The sequence below is a fragment of the Pseudomonas sp. H3_A02 genome, assembly GCF_054671965.1.
This window is the reverse complement of sequence record NZ_CP162807.1, coordinates 3757139-3770000: the sequence shown is the minus strand read 5'-3', so window position 1 is coordinate 3770000 and position 12862 is coordinate 3757139. Positions and strand designations below refer to the sequence as shown.

The following is a 12862-nucleotide window of genomic DNA, read 5'->3' as shown; positions in this document are numbered from 1 at the left end:
CAAAGCCCGAAAATTCAACCAACCTTGTAGGATTCTGCGACACCCTCGCGGTTGGTGATCGGGAATACGCCACGTATGATCCTTCACAACCTCCCGCCGAATAGAAGCCTATGTCACTGATAGTTCTATTGCTTTTGCCCTTCATCGGCAGCTGTGTCGCGGCGCTGCTGCCGCATAACGCCCGTAACGCCGAATCGCTGCTGGCCGGCCTCGTAGCCCTGGCCGGCACGGTTCAGGTGGCTTTGCTGTACCCGCAAATCGCCGACGGCGGCGTGATCCGCGAGCACTATGAGTGGTTGCCCAGCCTGGGCCTGGACTTCGTGCTGCGCCTGGACGGCTTTGCCTGGCTGTTTTCGTTGCTGGTGCTGGGCATCGGCACGCTGGTGTCGCTGTACGCCCGCTATTACATGTCGCCGGACGATCCGGTGCCGCGCTTCTTCGCCTTTTTCCTGGCGTTCATGGGCGCCATGCTCGGGCTGGTGATTTCCGGCAACCTGATCCAGATGGTGTTCTTCTGGGAACTGACCAGCCTGTTCTCGTTCCTGCTGATCGGCTACTGGCACCACCGCGCCGACGCTCGACGCGGTGCCTACATGGCCTTGATGGTGACCGGGGCCGGCGGGCTTTGCCTGTTGGCCGGGGTGATGCTGCTCGGCCATGTGGTGGGCAGCTATGAGCTGGACAAGGTCCTGGCCGCCGGCGACCTGATCCGTGCCCATGCCCTCTACCCCATTCTGTTGCCACTGATCCTGATCGGCGCCCTGAGCAAAAGCGCCCAGTTTCCCTTCCACTTCTGGCTGCCCCACGCCATGGCCGCTCCCACGCCGGTGTCGGCGTACCTGCACTCGGCGACCATGGTCAAGGCCGGGGTGTTCCTGCTGGCGCGGTTATGGCCGTCGCTGTCGGGCAGTGAAGAATGGTTCTACATCGTCAGCGGCGCGGGGGCCTGTACGTTGTTGCTGGGCGCCTACTGCGCGATGTTCCAGAACGACCTCAAGGGCTTACTGGCCTACTCCACCATCAGCCACCTCGGGCTGATCACCCTGCTGCTGGGCCTGAACAGTCCGCTGGCGGCCGTGGCGGCGGTGTTCCATATCCTCAACCATGCCACGTTCAAGGCATCGTTGTTCATGGCCGCCGGGATCATCGACCACGAAAGCGGCACCCGCGACATTCGCAAGCTCAGCGGCCTTGTGCGGCTGATACCGTTCACCGCGACCCTGGCCATGGTCGCCAGCGCGGCCATGGCCGGCGTGCCGCTGCTCAATGGTTTCCTGTCCAAGGAAATGTTCTTCGCCGAGACGGTGTTCATTTCCGCCACGGCTTGGGTCGAGCTGGCGTTGCCGATCATCGCCACCATTGCCGGGACCTTCAGTGTCGCCTATTCCCTGCGCTTCACCGTGGATGTGTTCTTCGGCCCCACCGCCACCGACCTGCCCCATACCCCTCACGAACCACCGCGCTGGATGCGTGCGCCAGTGGAATTGCTGGTGTTCACCTGCCTGTTGGTGGGGATTTTTCCGGCCCAGGTGGTCGGCTCGTTGCTCGCGGCCGCCGCGTTGCCGGTGGTGGGCGGCACGCTGCCCGATTACAGCCTGGCGATCTGGCACGGCCTGAACGCGCCGATGATCATGAGCCTGGTGGCGATGTCCGGCGGCATCGTCCTGTACCTATTGTTGCGCAAGCAACTCCGGCTAGGTCACATCAAGCATCCGCCGTTCATTGGTCGGCTCAGCGGCAAGCGGTTGTTCGAACGTTGCCTGGTACTGATGATGCGCCAGGGCCGACGATTGGAACGCAAGATCAGTACCCGGCGCCTGCAAGCCCAACTTTTTTTCCTGGTGCTGGCGGCGGTATTGGCCGGGCTGATCCCGATGCTGCACAGCACGCTGGTCTGGGGCGACCGACCGAAGATCCCCGGTTCCATCGTCTTCGTCACCTTGTGGCTGCTAGCGATCGCCTGTGCCCTGGGGGCGGCCTGGCAGGCCAAGTATCACCGGCTCGCGGCCCTGACCATGGTCAGTGTCTGCGGCCTGATGACCTGCGTGACCTTCGTCTGGTTCTCCGCCCCCGACCTGGCCTTGACGCAACTGGTGGTGGAAGTGGTGACCACGGTGTTGATCCTGCTGGGCCTGCGCTGGCTGCCACGGCGGATCGAGGACGTCTCGCCGCTGCCCAACAGCGAGCGCCGCGCGCGCATCCGCCGCCTGCGGGACTTGCTGCTGTCCATCGCCGTCGGCGGCGGCATGGCGCTGTTGTCCTATGCGATGCTGACACGGCAGACGCCCAACGACATTTCGTCGTTCTACTTGAGCCGCGCCCTGCCCGAAGGCGGCGGCAGTAATGTGGTGAACGTGATGCTGGTGGACTTCCGCGGCTTCGACACCCTCGGTGAAATCACCGTGCTGGTGGCGGTGGCCCTGGCGGTGTTCGCCCTGTTGCGGCGTTTCCGCCCACCGAAGGAAAGCATGCAACTGCCGGCGCAACAGCGCCTGCTGGCACCGGACGTGGTCACCGACCTGGTCAACCCGCGCCATGCCAGCGACACCGCCTTGGGTTTCATGATGGTGCCGTCGGTGCTGGTGCGCCTGCTATTGCCGATTGCCCTGGTGGTGTCGTTCTACCTGTTCATGCGCGGTCACAATCAACCCGGTGGCGGCTTCGTGGCCGGGCTGGTGATGTCCGTGGCATTCATCCTGCAATACATGGTCGCCGGCACCCAGTGGGTCGAGGCGCAAATGAGCCTGCGGCCGCTGCGCTGGATGGGTACCGGGCTGTTGTTCGCCACCGCCACGGGCCTGGGATCGATGGCCGTGGGTTATCCGTTCCTGACCACCCACACCTGGCATTTCGAATTACCGCTGCTGGGAGATATCCATCTGGCCAGCGCGCTGTTCTTCGACATCGGGGTGTACGCCGTGGTGGTCGGTTCCACCCTGTTGATCCTCACCGCCCTGGCTCACCAGTCGGTGCGCGCCCATAAACCGGGCCTGCAAGCCAAACCCGTCGCCCCCGTCAAAGGAGCCACCGCCTGATGGAAGAAGTCATCGCAATCGCAATCGGCGTACTGGCCGCCTCCGGTGTCTGGCTGGTGCTGCGGCCACGGACCTTCCAGGTGGTCATGGGCCTGTGCCTATTGTCCTACGGCGTCAACCTGTTCATCTTCAGCATGGGCAGTTTGTTCATCGGCAAGGAACCGATCATCAAGGACGGCGTGCCCCAGGACCTGCTGCACTACACCGACCCGCTGCCCCAGGCACTGGTGCTGACCGCCATCGTGATCAGCTTCGCCATGACCGCGCTGTTCCTGGTGGTACTGCTGGCGTCCCGGGGCCTGACCGGTACCGACCATGTGGACGGTCGGGAGCCCAAGGAATGATATTGACGCCCCATCTGATCGCCGCCCCCATCCTGCTGCCGCTGCTGACCGCCGCGATGATGCTGATGCTGGGCGAGAAACACCGCCCGCTCAAGGCCCGGATCAATCTGTTTTCCAGCCTGCTGGGCCTGGGCATCGCCGTGCTGTTGCTGTACTGGACCCAGGACCAGGCCTTGCCCGCTTCCATTGGCGTGTACCTGCCCGGCAACTGGCAGGCGCCGTTCGGCATCGTCCTGGTGGTCGATCGCCTGTCAGCGCTGATGCTGGTGCTGACCGGCATCATCGGCGTCAGCGCCCTGCTCTTCGCTACGGCCCGCTGGGACCGCGCCGGTGCCAGTTTCCATGCGCTGTTCCAGATCCAGCTGATGGGCCTCTACGGCGCCTTCCTGACGGCGGACCTGTTCAACCTGTTCGTGTTCTTCGAGGTACTGCTGGCAGCTTCCTACGGTTTGATGCTGCACGGGTCAGGTCGGGCGCGGGTATCGTCGGGGCTGCATTACATTTCCATCAATCTGCTGGCCTCGTCGTTGTTCCTGATCGGCGCGGCGCTGATCTATGGCGTCACCGGCACGTTGAACATGGCCGACCTGGCCCTGAAAATCCCGCTGGTGCCGGAGGCCGACCGCGGCTTGCTGCACGCCGGGGCAGGCATTCTCGCGGTGGCGTTCCTGGCCAAGGCCGGCATGTGGCCGCTGAATTTCTGGCTGGTGCCGGCCTACAGCGCCGCCAGCGCACCGGTGGCGGCGCTGTTTGCGATCATGACCAAGGTTGGCGTCTACACGATCCTGCGCCTGTGGACACTGCTGTTCTCCGGCCAGGCCGGCGCCTCGGCGTATTTCGGCGCCGACTGGCTGGTCTACGGCGGCATGGCGACCATCGTCTGCGCCGCCATCGCCATTCTCGCGGCCCAACGCCTGGAACGCATGGCGAGCCTGAGCATCCTGGTCTCGGCCGGAATCCTGTTGTCGGCCATCGGCTTCGCCCAACCGAACCTGATAGGTGCGGCGCTGTTTTACCTGGTGAGTTCGACCCTGGCGCTCTGCGCGCTGTTCTTGCTGGCCGAGCTGATCGAACGCTCGCGCTCGGCCAACGAGCTGTCCCTGGACGACGACTTCGACACCTTGCCGAGACCGCTGGAATCCTTGCAGCCGCCCAAGGGCATCAATCTCGATGACGAGCAGAAAGCCGTGGTCGGGCAAGTGATTCCCTGGACCATGGCTTTCCTTGGCTTGAGCTTTATCTTTTGTGCGCTGTTGATCATCGGCATGCCGCCGCTTTCGGGGTTCATCGGCAAGCTGAGCCTGCTCAGCGCCTTGCTCAATCCCCAAGGGCTCGAGGCCAGCGCCGGGGCACCGGTGTCGAACCAGGCCTGGGGCTTGTTGGCGTTGTTGATCCTGTCGGGGCTGGCCTCGTTGATCGCGTTCTCGCGCCTGGGCATCCAGCGCTTCTGGACGCCGCAAGAGCGACCGTCACCGTTGCTGCGGCCATTCGAATGCCTGCCGATCATCGTGCTGCTGGGCCTGGGCATCGCCCTGGCCTTCAAGGCCGAGCCGTTGCTGCGCTATACCCAATCCGCCGCCGATGCGCTGAACACCCCGGAACATTACGTGATGTCGGTACTCGCCACCCGCGCCGTGCCCAACCCGGAAACCCGCGCCGCGTTGCGGGAGGTGCAGCCATGAAGCGCCTGTTTCCCGCCCCGTGGTTGTCCCTGGCGCTGTGCGTGCTGTGGCTGGTGTTGAATGTGTCTCTCAGCGCCGGCCATCTGCTGCTGGGCGCCGCGCTGGGGTTCCTCGCCCCATTGATGATGCGCCCGTTGCGACCGCGGCCCATCCGTATTCGCCGGCCGTGGGTGATGTTGCGCTTGTTCCTGCTGGTGGGCCGCGACGTGCTGGTGTCCAACCTGGCGGTGGCCTGGGGCGTGCTGAACGCCGGGCGCCGCCCGCCTCGCTCGCGGTTCATCAAGGTGCCACTGGACCTGCGCGATGCCAACGGCCTGGCCGCGCTGTCGATGATCACTACGGTGATTCCCGGGACCGTCTGGTCGGAACTGGCCCTGGATCGCAGCATCCTGTTGATGCACGTGTTCGACCTGGCAGACGAGGCGTCATTCATCGCGCATTTCAAGGCCACCTACGAGCGCCCCTTGATGGAGATTTTCGAATGAGCCCGCTGCTGTCCAATGCGATCCTGTTGAGCCTGTTCCTGTTCTCCCTGGCGATGGTGTTGACCCTGTGGCGGCTGTTCAAGGGCCCGTCGGCCCAGGATCGGGTATTGGCCCTGGACTATCTGTACATCGTGGCGATGCTGATGATGTTGGTGCTGGGCATCCGTTATGCCAGTGACACCTATTTCGAGGCGGCGCTGCTGATCGCCCTGTTCGGCTTTGTCGGCTCGTTCGCCCTGGCCAAGTTCCTGCTGCGTGGCGAGGTGATCGAATGAACGGCGAACTGTCGATGTGGGTGGAAATCCCGGTGGCGATCCTGCTGGTGCTCAGCGGCCTCTTCGCCCTGGCCGGAGCGATCGGCCTGGTGCGCTTGAAGGACTATTTCCAGCGCATGCACCCACCGGCCCTGGCCTCTACACTGGGTGCCTGGAGCGTGGCACTGGCCTCGATCATTTATTTCTCGGCGCTCAAGTCCGGGCCGGTGTTGCATGCATGGCTGATCCCGATCCTGCTGTCGATCACCGTCCCGGTGACCACCCTGCTGCTGGCCCGGGCGGCCTTGTTCCGCAAACGCATGGCTGGGGATGATGTGCCGGCGGAAGTGAGCAGCCGCCGAACCGACTGACAGGTATCTCGAGCCGGTACAGCTTTTGTGGCGAGGGAGCTTGCTCCCGCTGGGTTGCGCAGCAGCCCTGAGACCTGCCACTTCGGTGTGTCAGGCTTACATGTGTTCAGCAATTCTGAGCTGCCGGGTTTGGTCGATAGCTGACCACCAGAACCTCCGTTACTTATATGAGTAGAGTCAGCGACAACACTCGAAACGGTAACAATGGAACGCTTAATATTGGGGCGGCAAACATTTGTGCCAAGTACATCCGCTCAGGTCATACCCATCAGGCAAACTGGAGCACTCGGCCAATAACAGGTCCGCCTATGAGAACTTCTTTTTTAACGAGGATGATTGTTTGGCTGACATATGGGCTGGCCCTGAGCGGTTGCAGCCAACTCGAGCCACATTCACGAGCAAGCTGGGAGACAGATTCACGAGTGTCGACCGAAGAAGTTATGTCATGCGCGCAAAAAACCATTCAAGCTTTATCAGTTAAGAATCCCAAATGGGAAACGACTGTGACTCGACTGGACATTCATGACGGGACACTGGAAACAGGCGACTATCCAAACACTAATGCAACTGGATTAAGAACCCGTGTCACTTTCCAGCCCGAAGCACATCAACTCATAGTGGACATTAAAGGTAGCGGCCCCTACTACATGGATCTTGGGGCCAAAGAGGGCGCATTCCACTTCAGGCGCAGCATGGAAAATTGCCTAGCAAGATAGTCTCTCAGAGGAAGCTCAATGAAGAAAAAATCATTCTTTTTGGTTGCTTTTTTGATGCTTTCAGGGTTTTCCACTGGCGTTTTTTCTCGAGAAATCGAGTGGAAGGAGAATGCGTCGGTTGTGAGGACTATAGAAGATCCAAAAGTAATGATCGAGCGCACAGAAGCATTCAATAAAAGCTTGAAGCGCAAAGGCTACTCAGGCGCCATAAAAGACTGCTCTGACATCTATGACTTCCCTGTTGGGATTGCAAGAGGAAACCATAGTTTTGGCAGCATTTGCACTTACCAGCATGATCAATCCATAAAAAAGGTTTTTGTTTGCAACGATCTGATGGTGGGACATTTTGCGATGCTGAATGAATTTACGGATACGGACCGGTGGAAAGCCAAAGCCATTTATGAGAACTGTTATGGCGGATAGGCTGACTTGTGTTCGGCCTTTTTGAAGCTGCTGCGCAGCCCAGCGGGAGCAAGCTCCCTGGCCACAAAGATTGCGGTTGGCTGGGTTTGTCTGCAATTACATGCAGCCCTGGGTGAGTTGGAAACTCAGGCCCACGCCACCGTCAGCAACCCAGCCCCAAGCACCACGCACAACGGCGAATAGACCCAGGTGTCGAGCCTGGCGAAAGTCGAGCCCTTGACCTCCTTGAAGAAGCCCACCAGCTCCGACTCGCCAATGGCCCGGGCGAACATCAGCAAGGCGATCGCACTGATCAGCCATTGCAAGGCCCGGTGGGTGACCGGCTGCGCCAGCAGGCCGACCCGCAGGCACACCAGCAGCGCAATCATCAGCAGTGCCAGGGCCACCAGCAAGGTCAGCCAGCCCGAGGGGTCGAACGCCGGTCGCAGCGCCTCCCCTTGCTTCACCGGTACCTGGGGGACCACCGCCAGGGCCGCCCACCGCCCGCCGAGGGCCCAATACAAATGAATCAAGCTGATGGTCGCAAACACTGCGACCAGCGACCGAGCCAAGAAAAGCGTCATTCGCCAGCCTCCTGAAAAAGGTTGAACAATCATCCTAGCTCGAATTTGGCATTTCGCTGGACGGACGCAGGTTGCCAGTTTCCAGTGAATGATTCATTGCCCAGGATCAAGCGTTCAACCCGCTGGGACACTACAGACCGGCGGACACCTTGTCGGCGACCTCCTTGGGCAACCAGGCCTGCCAGACCTCAGGGTGGGCCTTGAGGAACGCCTCGGCGGCTTCACGGGGTGGCGTGCGCTTCTCGCTCATGTCGGCCAGGGCCTTGTTCAACGGCTCGATGGGCAAGTCGACCTTGCTGAAGAACTCGGCAATGTCCGGGTATTGCTTCTGGAAGGGCACGGAGACACCGATCGACAGCTTCGAGGCCAGTGAACGGGTCGGCTTCGGGTTGGGGTTATCGGCGTCGGTCAGGGTCTTCCAGGCCTCGGCATCGAACGGCGGCTCTTGCAACTGCACCAGCTTGAAGCGCCCGAGCAGCGGCGTGGGCGACCAGTAGTAAAACAGGATTGGCTTGCCCCGGCGGATCGTCGAGCTGATTTCCGCATCCAGCGCCGCCCCCGAGCCGCTGCGAAAATTCACGTAGCTGTCAGACAAGCCATACGCCTTGAGCTTCTGTTTGTTGACCACCTCGGAGGTCCAGCCGATAGGGCTGTTGAGGAAGCGGCCCTTGTCGGGGCTCTCCGGGTCCTTGAACACGTGCTTGTAGCGCGCCAGGTCCTCGACACTGCGCAGGTCCGGCGCCAAGGGCTTGATGCCCTTGGCCGGATCGCCCTTGATGACGTACTCGGGCACCCACCAGCCTTCGGTCGCGCCTTTGACCGTATCGCCCAAGGCGACCACCTTGCCTTCGGCCTCGGCCTTGACCCACACCGGGCTGCGGCCGGCCCATTCCTCACCGATCACCTGGATGTCGTTATTGGCCAGGGCGGTTTCCAGGGTAATGGTGGTCCCGGGCAAGGTATCGGTCTGCAATCCATAGCCCTTTTCGACGATGACTCGCAGGATATCGGTGATCAGGCTGCCACTTTCCCAGTTCAAGTCGGCAAAGTGGATCGGCGCTGTGGCGGCCGACACCGGAAGGGGTGAAACCAACACAGCGAAGGTGGCCCAGGCGGCCAGCCACTGTCGAACTCGTTTCATGCTTTGCACCTCATGCCAGATACAGCAATCGCTGAACGGCCCTGCGTAACCGAACGCAAGCCTTGAATAATTCAGTCAATTGACTGTAGCCGAGGTTCCAGCGAGGCCTTGCGAAACTGTCAGCGGTTTGGGCGCACAGGCTCTGAAACGGTCACTCACTGGCCTTGAAAGTCACCAGTTCGCCCTTGCGCCACTTGGCGGCCTTGGCGGTGACCGCCTTCAAGGTCTTGGTCAAGCCTTCCTGCAACTGTTCGTTGGCCGCGAACACGGTCACCACGCTGTGGCCTTCCTTGAACAGGATGGCATGGCCACCAGGGGTCGTGACGAAGGCGTAATCGCCAAGGCCATAGACCGTCAGCTTGATTTCGCGAAAACGGATTTCAAACTTGCCACCTTCGCGGCTGGGCAATACTGCCGCGCGAAAATGATCACCGACCTTGAGCTCGAGCCTGGGCTTGTCATCGACCACCAGGGCCGACTCGGTGTCGATTTCGGCGACATAAATACCTTCGGCGGTCTGCTCAGTGATGTAGACGAAACGTGACTGGAATTGCTTGACCAGTTTTGCCCGCAGGTCACCAAGTACAAATAACGCATGCATGTCGAGATTACTTACTGCCAAGGAAACATCCCCATTTTTGAAAAAGACCCGCCCTGCGCAAAGGACGGACCACGAGAACCCGTACCGACTGTAGTGTCGTAATGGACCTGTCACTGAAATTCGAAATGAACGGCGCGCCCTGTCCCGGGCCGAGAGCAGACTAAAGGTTGCCGCTCTCGCCGTCTTTCCCGGGGGGTCGCCAGAGGCTGAAGGAAAACGCCACTCTGAGCATCGGAAAAGTTGGGACGACTAACTTTAGGGAAATTTCTCACTTAAAAAAGCATTTTTCTGACATCGAGCCCAAAAAAAATTGCTTTAGATAGGCGCAACCGTCCACACGACGCTGCCGATTCTAGAGCAGCGGAAGGCGTGGAGACTACTCGAAGTACCCGGCAATTCGTCGGTAAACCATGAAAAGGAATTCATTATGGCCACTTTTACCACCCTGCCCCACCCCGTCGCACCTTGCATCGTTGAAACAGCCAACGGCATTGACGGGGTCGATTGCCTGCCAATTTCGTTGATTCAACCGCGTTATCGAGTCGTCTTGGCCGGCAAGTGTTTTTTTCACATAGAAGAAACATCGACTGGACGTGTAAGAGGATTCCGAACCGACCATAACGAGGCCTGCTACCTGGCCAGGCGTCTGGAACACAGCGCCTGACCGCCTATTTGCCCGTCCATGACTTAACTCAGCCACCGACGGGCAACTGCTGCCATACTGCCCGCCCAGCGAAGTCCGTCGTTCATCGGCGGATCGCGCACCCACAATGGTTTCGAGGAGCAGGCGCGACGTGACGGAATTTGATATTGGCGAGTTTTTTATCCGGGGCGAGGCCAGAGAAGTCGAAGGCGAGTTCCAGGCCGTCATCGTGATGCGTGCCAAGCCACCGTTGACCACCGTCACTTGCCACCAAGTGGAAAAGGATCGCTGGTTCAAGACTTCGCAGCTCGCGGCTGAGGCTGCCAGGGAAGCGGCCAGGGCGTTGAAGACCGCCGTGGATGAAGGCGCCTTGAAAGCCTGATTCCAATCGAACTCCTGATGATCGCTTGCCTCAGATAAAGAGAGGCAACCGAGGCGCCATGACGGCGCCCGCTCAAAGGAGTCCCCCATGGAACAACCATCCTACGAACTCACTACCCTTTTCGACCAACTGGGCCTGCCCTCGGACGACAAAGCCATCGACGACTTCATCATGGCCCACCCGCTGGCGCCGGAGATCAAGCTGGTGGATGCCGATTTTTGGGAGGAACACCAGAGAGTCCTGCTCAAGGAATGGATGCGCGCCGACGGCGAAGAAGCGGTGGTGGTGGATCAACTGAACGTGCGCCTACACGACGGTAAGTAACGCCAGGAACCATGAGTCCCCTGTGGCCAGGGGATTGGTGGGAGCAAAGCTTGCTCGCGATACAGGCGCCTCGATCCCTCATGAAACCGCGTCGCCTTCATCGCGGGCAAGCCTTGCTCCCACAGATAATTCCCTCGCCACAAAAGCGCCTTTGCCACTCGGTGCTATAAAACCTAGCGTGGCTTCTCGGGTTTGTAGCCCAAGCGCAAACCACCCCAATGCCGCCCCTTGAGCATGATCGGTACGGAAAGATCGTGCATCAACTCCCCCGTATCCCGGGTGTAGGTCTGGAGCAGCACCGGCTGCTGGTGGCTGCCGCAGCGAATCCCGGTGCGATCGGAGAATTTGCGCTTGGTGCGGTTATTTAGCGTATCCACTTGGGGATCGCCGGTCAGCGGCTGGCTGAAGACCTTATTGTGGGTCGGCACATAACCCTGCTGGGTGCAGGCAATCGCAAACACAAGGCCCTCGTGGCGGGCCAGCAACGGTTCCTGAATCGCCGGCAGGACCTGGTCGGTGTAGCGGTCGAAACGGGTCTGGAATTTGGCCGGTTGGGTATTGGGGATCGGCTGGTAGTTACGGTCGAACAGGTCCTCCAGGCTGACACGACCCTGGTCGATGTCGGCCTCGAACTGCGCGGCGATCTGGCTCGCCCCTTCCCGCGCCAGGTCGTAGACCCGTTGGTGATAATCATCGAGCCCTACCTCGGCCAGGCGTTCGCTGATGGTTTCGGCCTGGCCTTCCATCTGCACCGCCGCCTCGGCCAGACGCTGGGTCTGCTGGTCGCTGATGGACAGGTCGCTGCGCATCTGCTCGATCGCATGGAACAGGCTGTCGAGTTGTTCGCGATTGGTGTCGGTGCCTTGGGCGATGGCACTGACCTGGGTTTCGACGCCGGCGGCGAGCCGGGCGATGTTTTCCAGGTGCTGGCCGGTGTGCTCGACCTGCTGCACGCCGCTGTCCAGGTCAGCGGCCAGTTGACGAATCTGCTCCACCACCTGGGTCGTGCGCTGCTGGATGTCGGCCACCATCACCCCGACTTCCCCGGTCGCCGCGGCGGTGCGCCCGGCCAGGCCGCGGACCTCATCGGCCACCACCGCGAACCCACGGCCATGCTCACCGGCCCGGGCCGCCTCGATGGCCGCGTTCAGCGCCAGCAGGTTGGTCTGGCTGGCAATCGATTGGATCACCAGGCTGACCCGCTGGATTTCATCACTGCGCACGCTCAAGGCCTCGATCAACTCACGGCTGTCATTGGCGCGCTGGCTGAGCTGGTGCATGCGGCTGATGGACTCCACCAATTCGCTGCGCCCGGCTACGCTGCTGCGATGGGCCTCGCTAGCGGCGCCGAGGGCCTGCTGGCTCAGTTGCGAAGTGGCTTGTTCAGTGGCGATCATCGACTCGGCATTGCTGACGATCTGCGCCGCCGCATCGAGTTGGGACTGGACCTTGCCGGCCAGTTGCTTGACCGAATAGGCGACACCGGCTGCCGACAGCGCGTTATGGCTGGTGGTGTAGGACAGGTCGCGGGTCAGCTCGGCCAACGTGTCGGTGGGGGGTGCGGCTGACGCGGCCACGCGCGAACGCAGGCGCGGCAACCAGACGATGAGCATGACCAGCGGCAGGCCCAGGTACAGCGACCAGCCGCCCAAAGCCATGCCGCACAGCAGCAAGGCCAGGGCGAGACTCTGCAAGGTCGGCGTCAACCAGCGCGCCGCGCCTTTCGTTTCGGGTACCGAGGCCGGCACCGCACCCGCCAGCGTTCCGTCTGTCGCCATGTTCGTCACCCACACTCTCGTTGTTATGACCGCATTAAACGCCACTACCGAGCCATTATCCATGGTCCATTAGTCGTGTTCTTGCAGCAGATCAACGGGAGCAGACGAACGCGCACGGGC

14 protein-coding genes are annotated in these 12862 nt (G+C 61.2%); 10 read left to right on the top strand and 4 right to left on the bottom strand.

What is annotated here, in order from left to right; translation table 11 throughout:
- Positions 1 to 110: 110 nt before the first annotated feature.
- The 7 genes from AB4N80_RS16850 (at position 111) to AB4N80_RS16820 (ending at position 7310) form a co-directional block, all read left to right on the top strand.
- Positions 111 to 3035, top strand: coding sequence for a monovalent cation/H+ antiporter subunit A (locus tag AB4N80_RS16850; RefSeq protein ID WP_354338377.1), 2925 nt, complete (start codon positions 111 to 113; stop codon positions 3033 to 3035).
- Positions 3035 to 3379 (top strand): Na+/H+ antiporter subunit C, encoded by a 345-nt coding sequence (locus AB4N80_RS16845; RefSeq protein WP_003202835.1) that lies wholly within the window; start codon positions 3035 to 3037, stop codon positions 3377 to 3379. The genes AB4N80_RS16850 and AB4N80_RS16845 overlap by 1 nt, the downstream gene beginning before the upstream one ends.
- The gene (locus AB4N80_RS16840; protein ID WP_460078018.1) at positions 3376 to 5061 is read left to right on the top strand and encodes a monovalent cation/H+ antiporter subunit D; all 1686 of its coding nucleotides are present in this window, start codon (positions 3376 to 3378) and stop codon (positions 5059 to 5061) included. The genes AB4N80_RS16845 and AB4N80_RS16840 overlap by 4 nt, the downstream gene beginning before the upstream one ends.
- Positions 5058 to 5546 (top strand): Na+/H+ antiporter subunit E, encoded by a 489-nt coding sequence (locus AB4N80_RS16835; RefSeq protein WP_122565842.1) that lies wholly within the window; start codon positions 5058 to 5060, stop codon positions 5544 to 5546. Before AB4N80_RS16840 ends, AB4N80_RS16835 begins: the two co-directional genes overlap by 4 nt.
- Positions 5543 to 5821, top strand: a complete 279-nt coding sequence (locus AB4N80_RS16830) for a K+/H+ antiporter subunit F (RefSeq protein WP_003202841.1) — start codon at positions 5543 to 5545, stop codon at positions 5819 to 5821. Before AB4N80_RS16835 ends, AB4N80_RS16830 begins: the two co-directional genes overlap by 4 nt.
- On the top strand, positions 5818 to 6171 hold the full coding sequence (locus tag AB4N80_RS16825) for a Na+/H+ antiporter subunit G (RefSeq protein WP_460078016.1): 354 nt from the start codon (positions 5818 to 5820) through the stop codon (positions 6169 to 6171). Before AB4N80_RS16830 ends, AB4N80_RS16825 begins: the two co-directional genes overlap by 4 nt.
- Positions 6172 to 6905: 734 nt before the next feature.
- Positions 6906 to 7310, top strand: a complete 405-nt coding sequence (locus AB4N80_RS16820; protein WP_460090450.1) for a hypothetical protein — start codon at positions 6906 to 6908, stop codon at positions 7308 to 7310.
- Positions 7311 to 7435: 125 nt separating this feature from the next.
- Here the strand turns inward: AB4N80_RS16820 and AB4N80_RS16815 are convergent, their stop codons facing one another.
- The 3 genes from AB4N80_RS16815 to AB4N80_RS16805 form a co-directional block, all read right to left on the bottom strand.
- A complete protein-coding gene (locus tag AB4N80_RS16815) occupies positions 7436 to 7873 on the bottom strand; it encodes a DUF3995 domain-containing protein (RefSeq protein ID WP_122565845.1) in 438 nt (145 codons plus the stop codon).
- Between the two features lie 130 nt (positions 7874 to 8003).
- Complete coding sequence (locus tag AB4N80_RS16810) at positions 8004 to 9014, bottom strand: ABC transporter substrate-binding protein (RefSeq protein ID WP_122565846.1); 1011 nt, start codon at positions 9012 to 9014, stop codon at positions 8004 to 8006.
- 151 nt (positions 9015 to 9165) lie between these two features.
- Positions 9166 to 9615, bottom strand: a complete 450-nt coding sequence (locus AB4N80_RS16805) for a hypothetical protein (RefSeq protein WP_060741745.1) — start codon at positions 9613 to 9615, stop codon at positions 9166 to 9168.
- A 427-nt stretch (positions 9616 to 10042) separates the two neighbouring features.
- Here AB4N80_RS16805 and AB4N80_RS16800 point away from each other — a divergent pair, with 427 nt between their 5' ends.
- The 3 genes from AB4N80_RS16800 to AB4N80_RS16790 all read left to right on the top strand — a co-directional run bounded on the left by AB4N80_RS16800 (position 10043) and on the right by AB4N80_RS16790 (position 10964).
- On the top strand, positions 10043 to 10279 hold the full coding sequence (locus AB4N80_RS16800; protein ID WP_122565847.1) for a hypothetical protein: 237 nt from the start codon (positions 10043 to 10045) through the stop codon (positions 10277 to 10279).
- Positions 10280 to 10409: 130 nt separating this feature from the next.
- Positions 10410 to 10640, top strand: a complete 231-nt coding sequence (locus AB4N80_RS16795) for a hypothetical protein (protein WP_122565848.1) — start codon at positions 10410 to 10412, stop codon at positions 10638 to 10640.
- An 87-nt stretch (positions 10641 to 10727) separates the two neighbouring features.
- Positions 10728 to 10964 carry a DUF2789 family protein gene (locus AB4N80_RS16790; RefSeq protein WP_122565849.1) on the top strand — a complete coding sequence of 79 codons (237 nt, stop codon included), beginning with the start codon at positions 10728 to 10730 and terminating at the stop codon, positions 10962 to 10964.
- A 173-nt stretch (positions 10965 to 11137) separates the two neighbouring features.
- Here AB4N80_RS16790 and AB4N80_RS16785 read toward each other — a convergent pair whose 3' ends face one another.
- Entirely contained in the window at positions 11138 to 12361 is a 1224-nt protein-coding gene (locus AB4N80_RS16785) for a methyl-accepting chemotaxis protein (RefSeq protein ID WP_436278766.1), read from the bottom strand.
- Positions 12362 to 12862 lie beyond the last annotated feature (501 nt).